General features: G+C 59.6%; 15 protein-coding genes. 10 read left to right on the forward strand and 5 right to left on the reverse strand.

Translation table 11 applies throughout. The features are described 5' to 3' along the window. Window positions 1–49 precede the first annotated feature (49 nt). Window positions 50–1,162 (forward strand): SLC13 family permease, encoded by a 1,113-nt coding sequence (locus ACTJJ1_RS16415; protein ID WP_440834510.1) that lies wholly within the window; start codon window positions 50–52, stop codon window positions 1,160–1,162. A gap of 35 nt (window positions 1,163–1,197) precedes the next feature. Here ACTJJ1_RS16415 and pepT read toward each other — a convergent pair whose 3' ends face one another. Next, window positions 1,198–2,430: a peptidase T gene (gene pepT, locus ACTJJ1_RS16420; protein WP_006326946.1), complete on the reverse strand. Its 1,233-nt coding sequence runs from the start codon at window positions 2,428–2,430 to the stop codon at window positions 1,198–1,200. 216 nt (window positions 2,431–2,646) lie between these two features. Here pepT and ACTJJ1_RS16425 point away from each other — a divergent pair, with 216 nt between their 5' ends. Both ACTJJ1_RS16425 and ACTJJ1_RS16430 read left to right on the forward strand, forming a co-directional pair. Next, window positions 2,647–3,543: an endonuclease/exonuclease/phosphatase family protein gene (locus tag ACTJJ1_RS16425; RefSeq protein ID WP_004947424.1), complete on the forward strand. Its 897-nt coding sequence runs from the start codon at window positions 2,647–2,649 to the stop codon at window positions 3,541–3,543. A gap of 195 nt (window positions 3,544–3,738) precedes the next feature. Next, complete coding sequence (locus ACTJJ1_RS16430) at window positions 3,739–4,926, forward strand: MFS transporter (protein WP_440834512.1); 1,188 nt, start codon at window positions 3,739–3,741, stop codon at window positions 4,924–4,926. Here the strand turns inward: ACTJJ1_RS16430 and pdxR (ACTJJ1_RS16435) are convergent. Then, window positions 4,913–6,346 (reverse strand): MocR-like pyridoxine biosynthesis transcription factor PdxR, encoded by a 1,434-nt coding sequence (gene pdxR, locus ACTJJ1_RS16435; RefSeq protein ID WP_440834514.1) that lies wholly within the window; start codon window positions 6,344–6,346, stop codon window positions 4,913–4,915. The two genes, ACTJJ1_RS16430 and pdxR (ACTJJ1_RS16435), sit on opposite strands and share 14 nt — an antisense overlap. Before the next feature lie 92 nt (window positions 6,347–6,438). Between pdxR (ACTJJ1_RS16435) and ACTJJ1_RS16440 the strand changes: the two genes are divergently transcribed. After that, a complete protein-coding gene (locus ACTJJ1_RS16440) occupies window positions 6,439–6,894 on the forward strand; it encodes a rhodanese-like domain-containing protein (protein WP_440834516.1) in 456 nt (151 codons plus the stop codon). 3 nt (window positions 6,895–6,897) lie between these two features. Here the strand turns inward: ACTJJ1_RS16440 and flk are convergent, their stop codons facing one another. After that, the gene (gene flk / locus ACTJJ1_RS16445; protein ID WP_122289605.1) at window positions 6,898–7,929 is read right to left on the reverse strand and encodes a flagella biosynthesis regulator Flk; all 1,032 of its coding nucleotides are present in this window, start codon (window positions 7,927–7,929) and stop codon (window positions 6,898–6,900) included. A 299-nt stretch (window positions 7,930–8,228) separates the two neighbouring features. Between flk and ACTJJ1_RS16450 the strand changes: the two genes are divergently transcribed. Genes ACTJJ1_RS16450 through ACTJJ1_RS16465 form a run of 4 tightly spaced genes read left to right on the forward strand, consistent with a single transcriptional unit; the run spans window position 8,229 to window position 11,886 of the window. Further along, window positions 8,229–8,594: a hypothetical protein gene (locus ACTJJ1_RS16450; protein WP_004947404.1), complete on the forward strand. Its 366-nt coding sequence runs from the start codon at window positions 8,229–8,231 to the stop codon at window positions 8,592–8,594. 49 nt (window positions 8,595–8,643) lie between these two features. Further along, a complete protein-coding gene (locus ACTJJ1_RS16455; RefSeq protein ID WP_440834519.1) occupies window positions 8,644–10,680 on the forward strand; it encodes a protein-disulfide reductase DsbD family protein in 2,037 nt (678 codons plus the stop codon). Then, a complete protein-coding gene (locus ACTJJ1_RS16460) occupies window positions 10,677–11,393 on the forward strand; it encodes a DsbA family protein (RefSeq protein WP_006326930.1) in 717 nt (238 codons plus the stop codon). Before ACTJJ1_RS16455 ends, ACTJJ1_RS16460 begins: the two co-directional genes overlap by 4 nt. After that, window positions 11,386–11,886 carry a protein disulfide oxidoreductase gene (locus ACTJJ1_RS16465; protein ID WP_409442876.1) on the forward strand — a complete coding sequence of 167 codons (501 nt, stop codon included), beginning with the start codon at window positions 11,386–11,388 and terminating at the stop codon, window positions 11,884–11,886. The genes ACTJJ1_RS16460 and ACTJJ1_RS16465 overlap by 8 nt, the downstream gene beginning before the upstream one ends. Before the next feature lie 8 nt (window positions 11,887–11,894). Here the strand turns inward: ACTJJ1_RS16465 and pdxR (ACTJJ1_RS16470) are convergent, their stop codons facing one another. Further along, a complete protein-coding gene (gene pdxR / locus ACTJJ1_RS16470; RefSeq protein WP_440834522.1) occupies window positions 11,895–13,352 on the reverse strand; it encodes a MocR-like pyridoxine biosynthesis transcription factor PdxR in 1,458 nt (485 codons plus the stop codon). Between the two features lie 168 nt (window positions 13,353–13,520). Between pdxR (ACTJJ1_RS16470) and ACTJJ1_RS16475 the strand changes: the two genes are divergently transcribed. After that, complete coding sequence (locus ACTJJ1_RS16475) at window positions 13,521–14,516, forward strand: DMT family transporter (protein ID WP_062792089.1); 996 nt, start codon at window positions 13,521–13,523, stop codon at window positions 14,514–14,516. A 155-nt stretch (window positions 14,517–14,671) separates the two neighbouring features. Then, the gene (locus ACTJJ1_RS16480; protein WP_004947390.1) at window positions 14,672–15,301 is read left to right on the forward strand and encodes a CatB-related O-acetyltransferase; all 630 of its coding nucleotides are present in this window, start codon (window positions 14,672–14,674) and stop codon (window positions 15,299–15,301) included. A gap of 38 nt (window positions 15,302–15,339) precedes the next feature. Here ACTJJ1_RS16480 and ACTJJ1_RS16485 read toward each other — a convergent pair whose 3' ends face one another. Then, window positions 15,340–16,857, reverse strand: coding sequence for a tripartite tricarboxylate transporter permease (locus ACTJJ1_RS16485; protein ID WP_440834641.1), 1,518 nt, complete (start codon window positions 16,855–16,857; stop codon window positions 15,340–15,342). Window positions 16,858–16,866: the final 9 nt, after the last annotated feature.

Consider the following 16,866-nt stretch of genomic DNA (forward strand, 5'->3'; position numbering starts at 1 on the left):
GGGCTAACGTCTGGCTCCTTATTCCAGATTGATTTTTGAAGCGATGACCATGAGTTCAAACGCCGCTGCCCGGCTGATCCAACCGTTCCTGAAAGATCGTTTCCTGCATATCCTGCTGTTGGCCGGTGTGGTGATGGCCGCCCTAAACCCGCAGCAGGTGCCTGCATTAGCCGGTTTTATCGACTGGCGCACCATTATTACCCTGCTGGGGCTGATGCTGCTGACCAAGGGCGTTGAGGTCAGCGGCTATTTTGATTTTGTTGGCCGTAAAATCATCAACACGTTGCGCAGTGAACGGTGGCTGGCGCTGTTTTTGGTGTTTTCCGCCGCGCTGCTGTCTTCGTTCCTGACCAATGACGTGGCGTTGTTTATCGCCATTCCGTTGACCATTACGCTAAAAAAACTTTCCTCGCTGCCGATCGGTCGGCTGATTATCTTCCAGGCGCTGGCGGTCAACGCCGGCTCGCTGTTAACGCCGATCGGCAATCCGCAAAACATTCTGCTGTGGAGCAAGTCGTCGCTCTCTTTCCTGGGGTTTATCATTCAGATGGCGCCCTTTGGCGCGGCGATGATGGTCAGCCTGCTGGTCCTGGCCTGGTTCAGCTTCCCGGCGCGGGATATCGTAAAGGCACCGCATACTGAGGGCTATCCCTATCAGCGGCCGCTGTTGCTGAGCTGCGTGGCACTGTACGCGATTTTTCTGCTGTGTCTGGATGTCGGTTTGGCGCTGTACGGCCTGTTGGCGGTGTTTGCCGGTTTCTTGCTATTGGCGCGCCGGGTGCTGTTGCAGATCGACTGGAGCCTGATTTTTGTCTTTATCGCCATGTTTATCGACGTCGGCTTGTTTACCCAATTGCAGGCGATTCAGCCCTGGTTCGCCGATATCACCCGGCTTGGTGACGGCGGCATTTACGCATTGGGGATTGGGCTGTCGCAGATCATCAGCAATGTGCCGGCGACCATTTTGCTGCTCAATTACGTGCCTTCCAGCCAACTGGTAGCCTATGCGGTGAACGCCGGGGGCTTTGGGCTGGCGATTGGCTCGCTGGCGAACCTGATTGCGTTGCGCATGGCGGGGGAGCGCAAGATCTGGCTGAAATTCCATTACTACTCGCTGCCATTGCTGGCCTGGGGTGCGCTGCTCGGCTGGCTATTGGCCTGACACCGGCCGCGCTTTGCTGCGCGGCCAACGCTTTTCTAACCACGCGCAGCCAGCAAACAAATGCTGCGGGTCACCTGATAAGATTTCACAAAGGAACTGACCGGCAGAAACTCGAAACGCGAATGGAAATTGTGCGCGCCGGTGAAGTAGTTCGGCGTCACCACGCCACGGCTGGACAGCGCTGCGCCGTCGGTGCCGCCGCGCATCGGGATCACCTTCGGCGGAATGCCGTGTGCGGCGAGGGCGCCGAAAATCAGTTCGATGGCGCGCTTGTCTTCACCGATTGAATTGCTGATATTGCTGTAGATATCCGTAACGCTGCAGCTCACCCTGGCGCGCGGGTAGTTCGCCGCCACCTGCCGCACCACTTCCTGAATACGCGCTTTACGCGCATTGAAAGCGACCAGATCGAAATCGCGAATCGACACTTTTAGCGTGGCGAGATTGGCGTTGGCGGTGATGTCGTTGAACCAGAAATAGCCTTCGCGCCCCTCGGTATGTTCCGGGGTATCCAGGATATCGAACTGATTGATGATGTCGGTGGCGATGCGAATCGGGTTGATCAGCACGTTCTTCGCCGACATCGGGTGCGCAGTCACGCCCTCGATACGGATCTCCGCCGCCGCCGCATTGAAGTTTTCATAAACCACTTCGCCCAGTTCACAGCAGTCGATGGTGTAGGCGAAATCTACGTCAAAGCGCGCCAAATCCAGCGCTTTGGCACCGCGCAGGCCGATCTCTTCATCCGGCACAAAGGCCACCACAATGTCGCCGTGGCGGTCTGTGGCGCTCAGGTTAGCCAGCAACGTCATAACGACAGTAACCGCCGCCTTGTTATCGGCGCCGAGCACGCTGGTGCCGTCGCTGAAAATAATGTCTTCGTTCGGATAGGCCTGGATCTCCGGATGTTCGGCGGTGCGCAGCCAAATGTCGTGCTCCGCGTTCAGGCAGAGATCCTGGCCGCTAAAGTGCAGGCGCTGAGGATGTATGTGCGCCGACAGACCGACGTCGACGGTATCGATATGGGTAATAAAACCGATGCGCGGCGCACCGGGTTGGTTGCCGGGCTTGCGGGCGGTCACGGTGGCGTGCTCGTCGATTTGCACGTCCTTCAGCCCCAGTTGGCGCAACTCGGCTGCCAGCAACTTTGCCATATCATGCTGGCCGGGCGTGCTGGGCAGGGCGTTGACGGCGGCATCGCTCTGGCTGGTGACCGCCAGATAACGAAAGAAACGTTCGGTAAGCTGTTCGGCAATGGCGCTGGTCATGCGGGTTCCTCTCGATAAGCTGTCTATCGGTTTTAATGCTAAATCAGCCGGTTGTCCATTGCTGCAATGCTTTCTCTGTCGGAATGCGAGACGCCGCGCAGAATAAAAAAATAGCGGCGCAACTAGGAAATAGTCGCAGGTATCTGCGGCAGAATCGTTGTTAGCTGTGGGGGAAAGGGTGCCCCAACAATAAATCTGATCGTTAAAGGAGAACCGATGCGCTCACGTAATGCTTTGCTTATTACTCTGTTATCCCTGGGAATGTCTCATGCCGCCTGGTCATCCACCGCTGCCGGCAATGCCAACAGTAACGTCAACAGCCGCGAAGTGGCCAGCGCACTCGGCGGCCTGAAGAACAAAACCTATGATCTGGAGCAGGCGCCGAAGATCCGCATCGCCAGCTTCAATATTGCCGCCGGCAAGGTCAGCGATATGACCGCCATCGCCAAGGCGATCAAGGCGATGAACGTCGACGTGGTGGCGCTGCAGGAAGTGGATAAGCTCACCGGCCGCAGCGGGAAACTCGATCAGGCGGAGGAATTGGCCAAGCTGACCGGCATGCACGTAGCCTTTGGGCGGGCGATAGACTTTGACGGCGGCGAATATGGCCTGGCGTTTCTGTCGAAATACCCCTTGCATGACAGCAAGATTTATCCGCTGCCTTCCGGCCAGCGTGAACAGCGCATTGCCTTTAGCGCCCAGACCGACGTGCCCGAGTTTCCGGCGCCGATCACTTTGATCAATACCCATCTGGACACCAAGGAAGACCCGGCCATGCGCCTGGATCAGGTGCGTGAATTAAACGATCGCACCATCGAGATACGTGGCATCAAGCTGCTGTTCGGCGATATGAACGACGTACCGGGCAGCGTCACCTGGACCGAACTGAGCCGTTACTGGAACGACATCATGCCCACGACGCAAGATGGCCGCAGCTGGCCGGCGGAAAATGCGGAAATCAAAGTCGATTATATCTTTAGCGGCAATGCCCAACGCTGGCATCTCGACAGCCTGACGGTGCCTAACGCCAGCGGCGACTGGAATGGCATTCACTGGCCCGCGGTCAGCGATCACCTGCCGGTGGTAGCCGAGCTGCGGCTGACCGAGCAGTAAAGGGCCCGAGTAAACGCGGGTGATTGACAGCCGCAGAGCCCGCTGGTTACTATCTGGCGATACAACCCAGGGTTCTGGGTTGCGTAAGCGTTCACGTAATCCAACGCGCTCGTTCTTGTTGCCTTTGGCAACGAGAGAAGAGAGCGTTGGAGTCATCTGGCTCTCTCTGTATTTCCCCTTTTGAGTGAGCAATCTATGTCATCTACGATTTCACATGCGGAGCCTTCCGCTAACAAAGCGCTGCTTTCGCTGACCTGCGCGATCTTTCTCACCTATCTGACTGTAGCTTTGCCGTTGCCGGTGATCCCGCTGTACGTGCATTTTGAACTGGGCATGAGCAACCTGATGGTGGGGGTCGCGGTGGGGATTCAGTTTCTGGCGACGGTACTGACCCGCGGTTACGCCGGTCGGCTGGCTGACCGCTTTGGCGGCAAACGCTCGGCGCGACAGGGGATGATTGCCTGTTCGCTGGCCGGCGTCGCCTATCTGGCGTCAGCGCTGCTGCCGGCGGCGCCAGAGATCAAATTCGCCCTGCTGATCCTCGGACGCCTGATTTTAGGCTACGGCGAAAGCCTGCTGCTGACCGGCACCCTGACCTGGGGCTTTGGTCTGGTGGGGGCGGCCCGCTCCGGCAAGGTAATGTCCTGGACCGGCATGGCGATCTACGGCTCGCTGGCGGCAGGCGCGCCTGTCGGCCTGATGTTGCATCAGCACTGGGGCTTTATGGCGTTAGGCGTGTCTACTTTGCTGCTGCCGCTGATCGCCATGCTGCTAAATATGCGTGTCGCGGCGGTGGCGCCAACGCACGGTGAACGTCCTTCGCTGTGGAAAATGGTGGGCAGCATTTGGCAACCGGGCGTAGCGCTGGCATTGCAGGGCGTGGGTTTTGCGGTGATTGGCACCTTTGTGTCGCTGTATTTTACCGCGAATGGCTGGGGGCATGCCGGCCTGGCGCTGACGATGTTCGGCGTGGCATTTGTGGTGATGCGCCTGCTGTTTGGCCATTATCCCGACAAGTTCGGCGGCATCCGCGTGGCGCTGGTTTCATTGCTGATTGAGGCCTTTGGCCTGCTGCTGCTGTTCTCGGCCGCCACGCCGCTGATGGCGTTGGTTGGGGCGGCATTCACCGGTTTAGGCTGCTCATTGATCTTCCCCGCACTGGGCGTGGAGGTGGTGAAACGCGTGCCGCCGCAGGTGCGCGGCACGGCCGTCGGCGGTTACTCGGCGTTTCAGGATGTCTCTTACGCCATTACCGGCCCATTGACCGGGCTGTTGGCCACGTCGCTGGGCTATTCCTCGGTATTTATGGCCGGAGTGGTGTGTGCGTTGACCGGCGTGGCTTTCACGCTGTTGTTTGCGCGCAGCAACGCTAAGCGGGAATGATCCTGGCCAGCCGTTCTACCCCGGCACGGATCTCCCCCGGCGTCAGGGCGGCGAAACCCAACAGCCAGCCGTCGCGTCGCGCCTGCGCCGTTTGATACTGTGCCGCCAGTCCGGGCGTGATCACACCCAGCTGCTGCGCCTGGCGGGTGAGGGCCATTTCCTGGCCCGGCGGCAGCCAGACGCTGAGTTGCAATCCGCCACCCGCCTGCTGTGGGGTGGCATAATGCCCAAGCTTTTCCTGCACTTCCTGCAGCAAGTGGTCACGACGGCTGCGGTACAGCTGGCGCATGTAGCGGATGTGGGCGGCAAAATGCCCTTGATGGATGAATTCGGCGGTGACCGCCTGCATCAGTTGGGCGCTGTGGCCGTCGTAAACCGTACGTGCGGTGGTAAAAGGTTCTACCAGAGCGGGCGGCACCACCAGATAGGCCAGCCGCAGAGAAGGGAAAAGCGCTTTGGAAAAGGTGCCTAAATACAGTACGTTGCCCTGGCGATCCAGCCCCTGCATCGCCGGCATCGGCTGACCGTCATAGTGAAATTCACTGTCGTAATCGTCTTCAATAATCCATGCCCGCTGCCGCTGGGCCAACGCCAACAGTTGGAGTCGCCGTGCCAGGCTCAGTGCCACGCCGGTGGGATAGTGGTGCGAGGGCGTCAGGTAAATCAACTGCGGCCTGGGTAACTGCTCATGTGGTTGCATACCGGCTTCGTCCACGCTGACCGGTACCAGCTCTGCACCTGCGCTGGTAAAGGCGTTTCTGGCGCCGGCATAACCGGGGTCTTCCATCCATACCTTGTCGCCGCTGTCCAATAGCAGGGCGGCGATCAGCTGTAGCGCCTGTTGCGAACTGGTCAGCACCATGACCTGTTGCGCGTCGCAGTTGACCCCGCGCGCCTGGCTAACGTAACCGGCAATGGCCTCACGCAGCGGCAGGTAACCCTGAGGGTCGCCATAGCGCATCAGGTTTTCTCCCCGCAGGCGCAATTGCTGAGCGGTGAGCTGCTTCCACAACTTTAACGGAAAGGCACGCAGATCCGGGGAGCCGGCGGCAAACGGCAGCGGTTGCTGCGGATCGCGGCAGCCACCGGTTTGCACGATCTGCCGGCCACGTGATGACAAGCGAGGCTCGCCCGCGATTTTGCGTGCTGAAGGGGACTTCACTATGTCGATCGCCACAAAGGTGCCCTGGCCAACCCGTCTCTGCAGGTATCCCTCGGCCTCCAGTTGGCTGTACGCCGCCTCGGCGGTCACCCGCGAGACGCCTAAATCCCCGGCCAGAACCCGTGATGAGGGTAACCGTTGCCCACGGCTCAGCGTTCCGTTATGAATAGCGCGGCGCAGCGTGCCGCAAACGCGTTCACGCAAGGTGCCTGCGTCCTGTTCCGGCCGTTGGAAAAGCGAGATTAGTGCACGGGTCATAATGGGTCTTGTCTTGTGGCGAGAATGGGTATCAATCATAAGACCAAAATCAGGCAATATTGTCATCAGTCTCATCCACAGGAGTGAATTTTATGGCGGCATCTTCATTGGTTTTGGCATTTCCCCCTGGGCCGGCGGCGCAAAGCCTGGACTATCTGGCGGCGAAATTGAGTTATTACGCGGACGCATGGGATGTGGCGGAAGATCTGCGCAACGGCGTCAGCGAGATCCTGGTGATAGATACTCGCGCGCAAGCCTTGTATGCGGCCGGGCATATTCCCGGCGCTATCAGTTTGCCGCATCGGCTGATGGACGAGGCCGGCACGGCGCATCTGGATCGCAATAAAGTCTATGTCACCTATTGCGACGGCATCGGCTGCAACGGCTCGACCAAGGGGGCATACAAGCTGGCGCAACTGGGGTTCAGAGTGAAGGAGCTGATTGGCGGGCTGGATTTCTGGAAACGCGATGGCCATCCATTGGCCACCGGTGAGCAGCCGGGTTCGCTGCGGGGCACTGTAGCAGGGGAAGACTGCGGTTGTGCCTGACGGTTAAAACACCAGCGCCAAGACCACCGCCAGTACCAGAATCAGCAGGATAAACGCCACTGCCGGCTTGTTCAGCGCCTTTTGCAGCGGTTGAGGCAGCGCGGCGATCAACGGATTGAGCAACGGCTGCGGTTCGGCAGGGCCGCCGGCGATCGGCTGAGTGGGGCCGGTTTTTTCAAGACGGCGGGCAAACAGCTGGTTGATGGCATCGCTCATCTGCGGGTGGGTGAGCGGTGCGCTGGCGTTGCAGTTGAAACGCGACTGGCAGTAGTCATTCAACTGTTGTTGTTCCTGTGGGTCGGCCGGTTGTTTAAGTGCGGCCAACAGGCTGTTCAGCGTCGGTGCGGACTGCGGACTAAGCGCCACTTTGACCTGCAAAAACTGGTTTAACAGTTGGAAATGGCGAGCCGGTAGCGGGTCGTTGGTTTTTACCCCGGCCAGATCAAACAGCGTCTGCCAGATCTTGATCGGCGACTCGCCGGTAGCGGCGCTGAGTTTGGTCACCTGCTGTTGCAGGTTTTGGTGCTCGGCAGGCAGTAACGGGCGATCGCTGGTGGCGGTCTGCTGCGGATGAGGAATGGCCAGGCTGCCGGTCTGCAACAGGTTCAACACCTGCTGCAATTGCGGATGGCTCAATTGGCTCAGCACCGTGTGGCCAAACTGCTGGCGAATAAAATCGCTGACGGCCTGGCGGTTATTGCCCTGAGGCAACAGTTCGGTGAGTTGCTGAAGCAACTGGCGGCTGGCATGACTTTGCTGCACCTGGTTCAGGCGGTTTTGCAACAGTTGCTCGGCCGGCTGGAAATGGCGAGCCAGCAGTTCGCTGCTATTATGGTCTGCCCCGAGATCGTGACGCAGCGTGGCCCAGATTTCTGCGGACTTGGCCGGGCTGAGCGCCATGATCTTAACGATCAACTTCTCCAGCGTAGTGCGTTGCGCTGGAGAGAGCGGGCCGTCGTCGGTGGTTGTGGTTTTGCCCGGGTTCGGAGGGCGATCGCTGGCGATCGGGGTGCCCGGTCCACTCAAAGGTTGCATATCACCAGTCCTTCGCTGTGTATCCCCTTCTTACTTGAGGTTGCAGCTGCGTTGACTGTGCAATCTCACCCGAACCACTTACTGAGTCATCGGGATTCACTTGCTTGCCGCCTTGCCGCAACCCCAATTACTTTGGGGAGAGAAAAATCGTCGTACCCGGCGAAAAGCGCAGGTGTGCCTCCATGATACCTGTAAATGGCCGCTACCAATACCGCCCTCAGACATTTCTTTACAGGCAAAATGATTGCTAATCACGTCTGCGCCGCTAAGATAAGCCCAGACTTGGCATTGAGGGCAGCATGGTTAAACAGCAGCGGATTGCGAAATGGTTTTTATGCCTGGCTTGCCTGGTGGTGCTGACCTGCATGACTCAACGCATGGCGGGCCTGCATGCGTTGCAGCAGGCGATGGGCCTGCCCGTTGCAGGTGTCGCACTCTCCGCCCCCGATGACGACGCTGCACTTCAGCCCAAGCCCTGCGAACTGAGCGCCAAGTCCCTGTTGGCCGCGCCGCCGGTGATGTTCGAAACGCTGCTGTTCGGTCTTGGCCTGCTGTTGGTGCTGCTGGCACCCACCGTGGCCGCGCGTTTGCGTATTCCTCCTCCCAGAGTGATTTCTCCCACGACCCTCAGGGTACACCTCCGATTATGCGTATTCCGTGAATGAGTTAATCACCCGTCCTTTTTGGTGATTGACTCATTTATGGAGAAAAAACATGTTGAATATCATCAGGTCGGCGCTTGCCTGCCTGTTAATGCTGTGGCTGCCCGCCTTGCAGGCGGCAGACAGCGGCTGGCTGCAAAGCCCGGCCAACGATCACGCCAAAGTGCGGCTGCGCGCCGACACGTCGCACCCTGGGGAGACCCGGCTGCTGCTGGCAATAGAGTTGCAACAAGGCTGGAAAACCTACTGGCGTTCACCCGGCGAAGGCGGTATTGCGCCGGCGATAAGCTGGCAAGGCAACCCGCTGCCGGCCACCTGGTTTTGGCCGACGCCGCAGCGTTTTGACGTAGCCGGCATTTCCACTCAGGGATATCACGATCGGGTTGAACTGCCGATAGCGATAAAGGGCGCCGTACCGCCTCAGTTGGCGGGCACCTTGACGCTGTCTACTTGCAGTAACGTCTGCATCTTGACCGACTATCCGTTCAGTCTCGATCTCGGCGCGCCCCCAGACGCGCAGTTTAACCACGACTTTGCTCAGGCGATGGGGCAGGTGCCGATAGCCGATGGTCTGGTTGACGGCATTAAAGCCGGTTATCAGCGCGGGGAACTGCAGATCATCGCCGAGCGCACCGCCGGCTGGCAACAGCCCGAGTTGTTCTTCGATACGCTGGAGGATGCCGATCTCGGCAAACCGCAGATCGGCACCGACGGCAGTCGGATGTTGGCGCAGGTACCGGTCAGTGATGGCTGGGGGGATAGCGCACCGGACTTGCGCGGCAAAACCCTGACGTTGGTCATCAGTGACGGTGGCATCGCGCAGCAGGTTCAATTGCCGATTGGCGGGCCGCTGGTTTCTCCGGCTGCGGCGGCTTTCCCGCTGTGGCAGGCGGTGCTGATGGCGCTGGCCGGTGGGCTGATCCTCAACCTGATGCCCTGCGTGCTGCCGGTGCTCGGCATCAAACTGGGCTCGATTTTGCAGGTAGAACTGCGGGATCGGCGCAGCATCCGACTGCAGTTTCTGGCTTCGTCATTGGGTATCGTAGCCTCGTTTATGGCGTTGGCGTTGCTGATGACGGCGCTGCGGTTGAGCAATCAGGCGCTCGGTTGGGGCATTCAGTTTCAAAACCCGTGGTTTATCGGCTTTATGGTGCTGGTAACGTTGTTGTTCAGCGCCAACCTGTTCGGCCTGTTCCACGTGCAGCTTTCCTCTTCGCTGAATACCAAACTGGCGACCCATAACGGGCACGGCCTGAGCGGGCATTTCTGGCAGGGCGCTTTTGCCACCTTGCTGGCGACGCCCTGTTCGGCACCCTTTCTTGGTACTGCCGTGGCGTTTGCCCTGGCCGCGCCGCTGCCGGTGCTGTGGGGCATGTTTGTCGCGTTGGGGATCGGTATGAGCCTGCCGTGGCTGCTGATTGCCGCCTGGCCGGCGCTGGCGCTGCGTTTGCCGCGTCCGGGGCGTTGGATGAACGCGTTACGGTGGGTAATGGGGCTGCTGATGCTGGCCTCTTCGCTGTGGCTGCTGAGCTTGATGGTGAATCATATTGGCGCCACCCCGACGCTGGCCGTGGGCGGCATGGCGCTGCTGGCGCTGCTGTTGGCGGTATGGCGACGGCATGGCGTGCGCCTTGCTGCCGGATGGGTTGCCGCCACGCTGGTGCTGTTCGGCGTGGCGTTGTTGGCCGGTTCGCTCACCGCCGGGGTGTGGCGTCAGCCGTTGCAGGACAAGGTGCGCTGGCAACCGCTGAGCGAGCAGGCGATCACCCAGGCGTTGGCCGAGCGTAAGCGGGTGTTTATCGACGTCACTGCCGACTGGTGCGTCACCTGTAAAGCCAATAAATTCAACGTACTGTTGCGCGATGATGTGCAAAAAGCGCTGAATGCCGAAGACGTGGTCGCTCTGCGGGGTGACTGGAGCCGTCCTTCTGCCGAAATCAGCGCCTTCCTGCAACGGCGCGGCAGCGTTGCCGTGCCTTTTAACCAGATTTATGGCCCCGGCAGCCCTGACGGTGTGGTGTTGTCCCCGCTGTTAACCCGCGATGCCGTGTTGCAAACCCTGTCCGCCGCCAAAGGAAATTCACAATGAAAAAGTTACTGATGTTATTGATGCTGATTGCCGTTCCCGTCTGGGCCGCCGCCCCCTTTACCCCAGAGCAGGAGTTGCGCATTAAGGAACTGATCCGCGAAACCCTGGTGTCGAACCCGGATATTCTGGCGCAGGCGGTCGATGCCTGGCAGCAGCAGACCGCCGGCCAGCAGATCGATCAGGCAATTAAGCAAAACGCCAAAGCTTTGTATGAAGACCCTGCCAGCCCGCGTCTGGGGGCCGGCAACGCCAGGCTGACTCTGGTTGTGTTCACGGATTACAACTGCCCGTACTGTAAGCGCTTTGATCCGATGCTGGAAAAAATCGTCAAACAAAATCCGGAGGTAGCGCTGGTGGTGAAACTGCTGCCGTTCAAGGGCGAAAGCTCGGTCAGCTCTGCGCGTGTCGCTCTAACTGCCTGGCAGCAACATCCGGACCAGTTTTGGGCGTTGCACCAGCGGCTGATGGCGAAAAAGGGCTTCCACGACAGCGCCAGCATCGCCGCCGCCCAGCAGAAAACCGGGGTGAAAGCGGTGGCGCCGAGTGAGCTGAGCATGACCACGCTGCGCACCAACATGGAACTGGCGGAAAAACTGGGGGTGCAGGGAACGCCTGCGACGCTGATTGGCGACCAGATGCTGCCGGGAGCGGTGTCTTACGAGGAATTGGAGGCGATAGTGAAACAGCAACTGGCGAAGGCCAAAAATGGCTAAGCTGCGGCGCTGGGGGCGCGAACTCTTGATCCTGCTGCTGATTGTGCTGGCGGTGGTGATGGCGATGGACTGGCTGCGCGCACCGCAGGCGCCGGCGGCTTTCGATGTGCAGGCGTTGACCACATTGAGCGGCGAGAGGGTTTCACTCGCGCAGCTCAGCCGGGACAAGCCGCTGCTGGTCTATTTCTGGGCCAGTTGGTGCGGCGTGTGCCGCTTTACCACGCCATATGTTGCCAGGCTGGCGGAGGAGGGCGGCAATGTGCTGACCGTGGCGCTGCGTTCCGGTGACGATCTGCAGGTCGAACAGTGGCTGGCGCGCAAACGGCTGACGCTGCCGGTGGTTAACGATCCGCGCGGCGAGCTGTCGGCGCAATGGCAGGTTGGCGTCACCCCGACGCTGGTGGTCATTTCCCAGGGCAAGGTGGTGCAAAGCACCACCGGCTGGACCAGCTACTGGGGAATGAAACTGCGTCTGTGGTGGGCCGGGCGATAAGCCCCGGTCTATTTGGCGGCGATGACCTCATTAATCGCCCGGCAGAGTCGGGCGATACCTTCTTCAATCAGCGGCGGCGTATTAGCGGCGAAATTCAATCGCAAGCCATGCGTACCACGTTGTTCCTGAGCATAAAAACACTCTCCGCGCGCAAAGGTGACGCCGTGGCGCCAGGCCACCGGCATCAACGTTTCGTTGTTAACCGCAGCGGGCAGCGTCAGCCAGATAAACAATCCGCCCTCAGGCGTCTCAAAGTGGCAGCCGTGCGGCAGATGCTGCTGCAATGCCGTTACCATGGCATCGCGGTGCTGGCGGTAGATCCGCCCGGCACGCCGCAGCTGTTTGTCATAGCGGCCAATGGTGACGAAGGCGTCCAGCGCCCGCTGGATCAAGTTGGAGCTGGTAAAGCTGTCGACGTGTTTTAACCGCGCTACCCGCTGATATTGCTCACTGTCTGCGACCAGGTAGCCGATGCGCATGCTGGGCAGCAGCATTTTGGAAAAAGTGCTGACATACATCACCGCGCCCGGCGAGGCCTGCGCCCGCAGTGACGGCAGCTGTTTGCCGTTGTAGCGCAGATCGCCGACGAAATCGTCCTCCAGGATCAGCACGCCGGCATGTTGCGCCAGCGCTAGCAGGCGTCGGCGGCGGGCTTCGCTCATGCAACGCCCGGTCGGGTTATGAAAGTTGGGGATGGTATAAATCAGTTTTGGCCGGTGTTTTTCCAGCAGCGCTGGCAGGTGTTCAACCCGCATGCCGTGTCGATCGCTGGGGATGGTGACGATATTGAGCCTGTGCAGGCGCAGTAGCCCCAGCGCTTCGGCGTAGGTGGGTTCTTCGACGATCACGGTATCTCCCGGCTCAAGCAGGCTTTGCACAATCAGGCTGATGGCGTGTTGCGAGCCGTTGGTGATCAGCACCTGTTCCGCTTGGGTGGGGATGCCTTGGGCGGTGAGGATCCGTCCCAGCGTATCGCGCAGCGGGTAATAGCCGCAGTATTCGCCATAGCCGAAAGCTTCTTCGGCATGGCGGCTGAGCACCGACAGCAATATCTTGCGGAATTCTTCCTGGGGAAAAACCTTCGGGCTACCGACACCGGCGGCAAAGTTGATGATGTTTTCCGGCAGCGGCGTGTCGGGGTAGCCGTCCAGCCGCGAGGTCAGCGTGGTGAAACGCTCTGCCGGGAACGGCGTATCGGACGTCGGCTGCGGTTGAGCAGGCCGCGCGCTCGGATGCAGGACGTAGGCACCGCTACCGCGCCGTTGGCGCAGAAATCCTTTGGACGCCAGTTCGGCGTAGGCATTGTCGACCGTCAGCCGGCTGACGGCCAGTTCGGCTGCCAATGTACGGGTGGACGGCAGTTTGTCGCCATCAACAAAGACGCCGCTCAGTATCGCCCGCCGCAGCGCCTCTTCAATTTGCAGATACAGCGGGACATCCTGCTGGCGGTCTAACGGGATATGCATGGAAATTGGCTCGGTCAGGGACGATGATTTTTACTATACCTCATGGCCATCGGGCTTCAAGCGGATAAAAGTGGCCTGCACAACAATGGGAGAAAGTGGCTCTGGCGACAAAATTTCGCCGCGTTAGAATTCCTGCCTGAGTCCGTTATCGCCGTTTTTGAGGGTGTCATGTCATTACCGTCGGGTATTTCAGCAAGGCCGGTTTTCCCCGGTGCGCGTATTTTGCAGGGCAGCAGTCAGGGGTATGTCATTGCCATCGTCAGCGCCATGCTGCTGGCCTTTACCGCCATTATTATCCGTGTGCTGACGGAGCATTATCACTTGCCCACCTTTGTGCTGGCCTTTTGGCGTGCGGCGTTGGTTGCCCTGGTATTATTGCCGTTGCTGTTGCTGATCAAACCCGAATGGGCGCGTTTGCAGCCTGCGCAGGTGCCTTTTTATGCCTGTTATGGCCTGCTGCTGGCGGTGTTCAACAGCCTGTGGACGCTGTCGGTAGCCTTGAATGGCGCTTCTGTGGCGACCATTCTTACTTACTGCTCGGTAGGTTTTACCGTATTTCTTGGCTGGGTGATGTACAGCGAACGGCTGAACCTGCGCCAACTGCTGGTGATTGTGGTCAGCCTGGGCGGCTGTTTCCTGGTCAGTAACGGCGACAGCCTGGGCAACGCCCATTTCAACCTGCTGGGGCTGTTGATTGGCATGTTGTCCGGTATCGGCTATACCCTGTACACCCTGGGCGGGCGCGTAGCCACGGAACGGCGCTATCCGGTGTGGAATACCATTTTGTATGTGTTTGGTTTTTCGGCGGTTTACCAATGGCTGTTCAACATCGCGCTGACGCTGTTTCCCCTGCCGGCATTTCAGGGCATGACCGGCTCTTTGTGGTTCCTGTCCCAGGGGGCGCAGGGCATTGAATGGAGTGGCTGGCTGTTGCTGGTTATCCTGGCCGCCGGGCCGACGCTGCTGGGGTTTGGCCTGTACAATATCAGCCTGAAGACGTTGCCGCTGGCGGTTGCAAACCTGATTTTGTCGCTGGAGCTGGTGTTCACGGCGGTCATTGCCTATTTCCTGCTGGGGGAAAACATGAACCGGCTGCAACTGCTGGGCAGCGCGCTGGTGATGGGTGGGGTGTTGATGCTGAAGAAGAAGACGGCTCAGGCCTGATTTGTTACCCTTATGCCTCGCTGGAGAGGCAATCATGACTAACAATCCAAGATTAAAAAAGGCGATCATCGCTTAATCGGGCCGTGTTTGGTGAACGAAAACACGGCCACAGATCTCGTTCCGTGGCTCTTGCAACCAGCAAAAGAGAAAGCGCCATGTCTGAAAAACACTGGTCCAAAACAGAACTGCTGCACCAAACGGTGACCAATCCCAATATTATCGTCAAGGGAACCCACAGCTATTACAGCGACTGCTGGGATAGCGGTTTCGAACGCTCCGTCGTGCGTTATTTACACGGCGACGCGGTCAGCCAGCAGTGGCCACCGTTGGGGCCGATAGACAAATTGCTGATCGGCGATTATGTCTGCATAGCCGCCGAGGCGGTGATCCTGATGGGCGGCAATCATACGCACCGTATCGATTGGCTGAGCCTGTACCCGTTTATGGAGAGCATCCAGGCCGCTTATCAGCCCAAGGGCGATACCCGACTGGGCGACGGCTGCTGGATAGGCATGCGGGCGATGCTGATGCCGGGCGTCACTATTGGCGAAGGGGCGGTGGTGGCTGCAGGCAGCATAGTGACTGCGGATGTCGAACCTTACGCCATCGTGGGCGGCAACCCGGCGCGGCCGATCAAGCTGCGGTTTACTCCGGAGACGATCGCAGGGTTACTTGCGTTGCGCATTTATGATTTGTCGGCGGAGGATTTTGCCCGTGTGCAACCTTGGCTGGCCGACAATGATATTGCCGCCCTGGAACGGGCGATAAACGACATTAAGCGTTAAAACTGAAAAGGGCGGGGTAATCTCCCCGCCCACTATACTTACTCGGCTTTGGCCGTTTCTTCCACCCTGCGGCGTTTTCGTACTCCGCGCAGCAACAGCGGCAACACCAGCACCGCTACCGCCAATGCCAGCAGCGTTTGCGCGATACCGCTGCTCCACAGAATGCCGAAATCCCCGTTGCTGATAGACAGCGCGCGGCGCAGGTTCTGTTCCAGCATTTCACCCAGCACGAAACCCAGGATCAGCGGCGACATCGGGAAGTGCATTTTCCGCAAGATATAACCGAACACCCCCAGCCCGACCATCAGCAGCAGGTCAAAGGTGGTGCTGTGCACCGCATAAACGCCCACCGCAGACACGGCGGCAATCGCCGGTACCAGGAACCACAGCGGGATGGTCAGCATGCGGGTAAACAGGCCGACCAGCGGCAGGTTCATGATCAGCAGGATCACGTTGGCAATCAGCAACGCGGCGATCAGGCCCCAGACAATGTCCGGCTGCTCGGTGAACATCGCCGGGCCTGGCGTGATGTTGTACAGCGTCAGTGCGCCCATCATCACCGCCGTGGTGCCCGAACCCGGTACGCCCAGCGTCAGCATCGGAATGAACGAGCCGCAGGCCGAAGCATTGTTGGCGGCTTCCGGCGCCGCGACGCCGCGAATATCCCCTTTGCCGAAGGTCTCGCTGTTGCCGCTGATTTTCTTTTCGGTCATATAGGTGAGCGCACTGGCGATGGTGGCACCGGCGCCGGGCAGAATGCCGACGAAGAAGCCGATCACCGAAGAGCGCAGCGTCGGGCCGACGCACTCGGCGGCCTCTTTGCGGTTAAACAACAGGCGACCGGTTTTACGCACCAGCTTTTGTCCGCCGCTGGTGCTTTCCAGCATCAGCAGGATTTCACTGACCGAGAACAACCCGATCACCACCACGATAAACTGCACGCCGTCGGAGAGATGCACGCTGTCGAAGGTGAAGCGGTAAACGCCGGTGTTGGCGTCTACGCCTACCGTCGCCAGCCCCAGGCCAATCAGCGCCGCCAGCAGCGACTTCAGCGGGTTTTGGCTCATCATGCTGCCCAGACAGGCGATGGCGAACACCATCAGGGCAAAGTACTCCGCCGGACCAAACGCCAGTGACCAGCGCGCCAGCAGCGGGGCGAACAGAATAATGCCGCCGATGGCGATCATGGAACCGACGAAAGAGCTGACCGCCGAGATCGACAACGCCACGCCGGCGCGGCCCTGTTGCGCCATCGGGTAGCCGTCCAGCGCGGTCATGATCGCCGCCGCGTCGCCGGGTACGTTAAGCAGGATGGACGAGATGCGGCCGCCGTATTCGCAGCCGATATAGACCGTCGCCAGCAGGATCAGCGCGGACTCGGCCGGCAGCTTGAGAGCAAACGCCAGCGGCAGCAGAATAGCCACGCCGTTGATCGGCCCCAGCCCCGGCAGCAGGCCGACAATGGTGCCGACGAAGCAGCCAATCAGCGCGATAATCAGGTTCTGCGGCACCAGCGCCACCTCGAACCCTTGGGTTAAATACATCCAGGTTTCCATCATCGCCCC

It is taken from the genome of Serratia sp. 22264 (assembly GCF_052045345.1).
Classification (GTDB): Bacteria; Pseudomonadota; Gammaproteobacteria; order Enterobacterales; family Enterobacteriaceae; genus Serratia; species Serratia plymuthica.

Bases quoted from the DNA above. Each gene is read 5' to 3' on its own strand.
- ACTJJ1_RS16415 (WP_440834510.1), top strand. From the start codon at position 50: ATGAGTTCAAACGCCGCTGCCCGGCTGATCCAACCGTTCCTGAAAGAT.
- pepT (WP_006326946.1), bottom strand. From the start codon at position 2,430: ATGACCAGCGCCATTGCCGAACAGCTTACCGAACGTTTCTTTCGTTAT.
- ACTJJ1_RS16425 (WP_004947424.1), top strand. From the start codon at position 2,647: ATGCGCTCACGTAATGCTTTGCTTATTACTCTGTTATCCCTGGGAATG.
- ACTJJ1_RS16430 (WP_440834512.1), top strand. From the start codon at position 3,739: ATGTCATCTACGATTTCACATGCGGAGCCTTCCGCTAACAAAGCGCTG.
- pdxR (WP_440834514.1), bottom strand. From the start codon at position 6,346: ATGACCCGTGCACTAATCTCGCTTTTCCAACGGCCGGAACAGGACGCA.
- ACTJJ1_RS16440 (WP_440834516.1), top strand. From the start codon at position 6,439: ATGGCGGCATCTTCATTGGTTTTGGCATTTCCCCCTGGGCCGGCGGCG.
- flk (WP_122289605.1), bottom strand. From the start codon at position 7,929: ATGCAACCTTTGAGTGGACCGGGCACCCCGATCGCCAGCGATCGCCCT.
- ACTJJ1_RS16450 (WP_004947404.1), top strand. From the start codon at position 8,229: ATGGTTAAACAGCAGCGGATTGCGAAATGGTTTTTATGCCTGGCTTGC.
- ACTJJ1_RS16455 (WP_440834519.1), top strand. From the start codon at position 8,644: ATGTTGAATATCATCAGGTCGGCGCTTGCCTGCCTGTTAATGCTGTGG.
- ACTJJ1_RS16460 (WP_006326930.1), top strand. From the start codon at position 10,677: ATGAAAAAGTTACTGATGTTATTGATGCTGATTGCCGTTCCCGTCTGG.
- ACTJJ1_RS16465 (WP_409442876.1), top strand. From the start codon at position 11,386: ATGGCTAAGCTGCGGCGCTGGGGGCGCGAACTCTTGATCCTGCTGCTG.
- pdxR (WP_440834522.1), bottom strand. From the start codon at position 13,352: ATGCATATCCCGTTAGACCGCCAGCAGGATGTCCCGCTGTATCTGCAA.
- ACTJJ1_RS16475 (WP_062792089.1), top strand. From the start codon at position 13,521: ATGTCATTACCGTCGGGTATTTCAGCAAGGCCGGTTTTCCCCGGTGCG.
- ACTJJ1_RS16480 (WP_004947390.1), top strand. From the start codon at position 14,672: ATGTCTGAAAAACACTGGTCCAAAACAGAACTGCTGCACCAAACGGTG.
- ACTJJ1_RS16485 (WP_440834641.1), bottom strand. From the start codon at position 16,857: ATGGAAACCTGGATGTATTTAACCCAAGGGTTCGAGGTGGCGCTGGTG.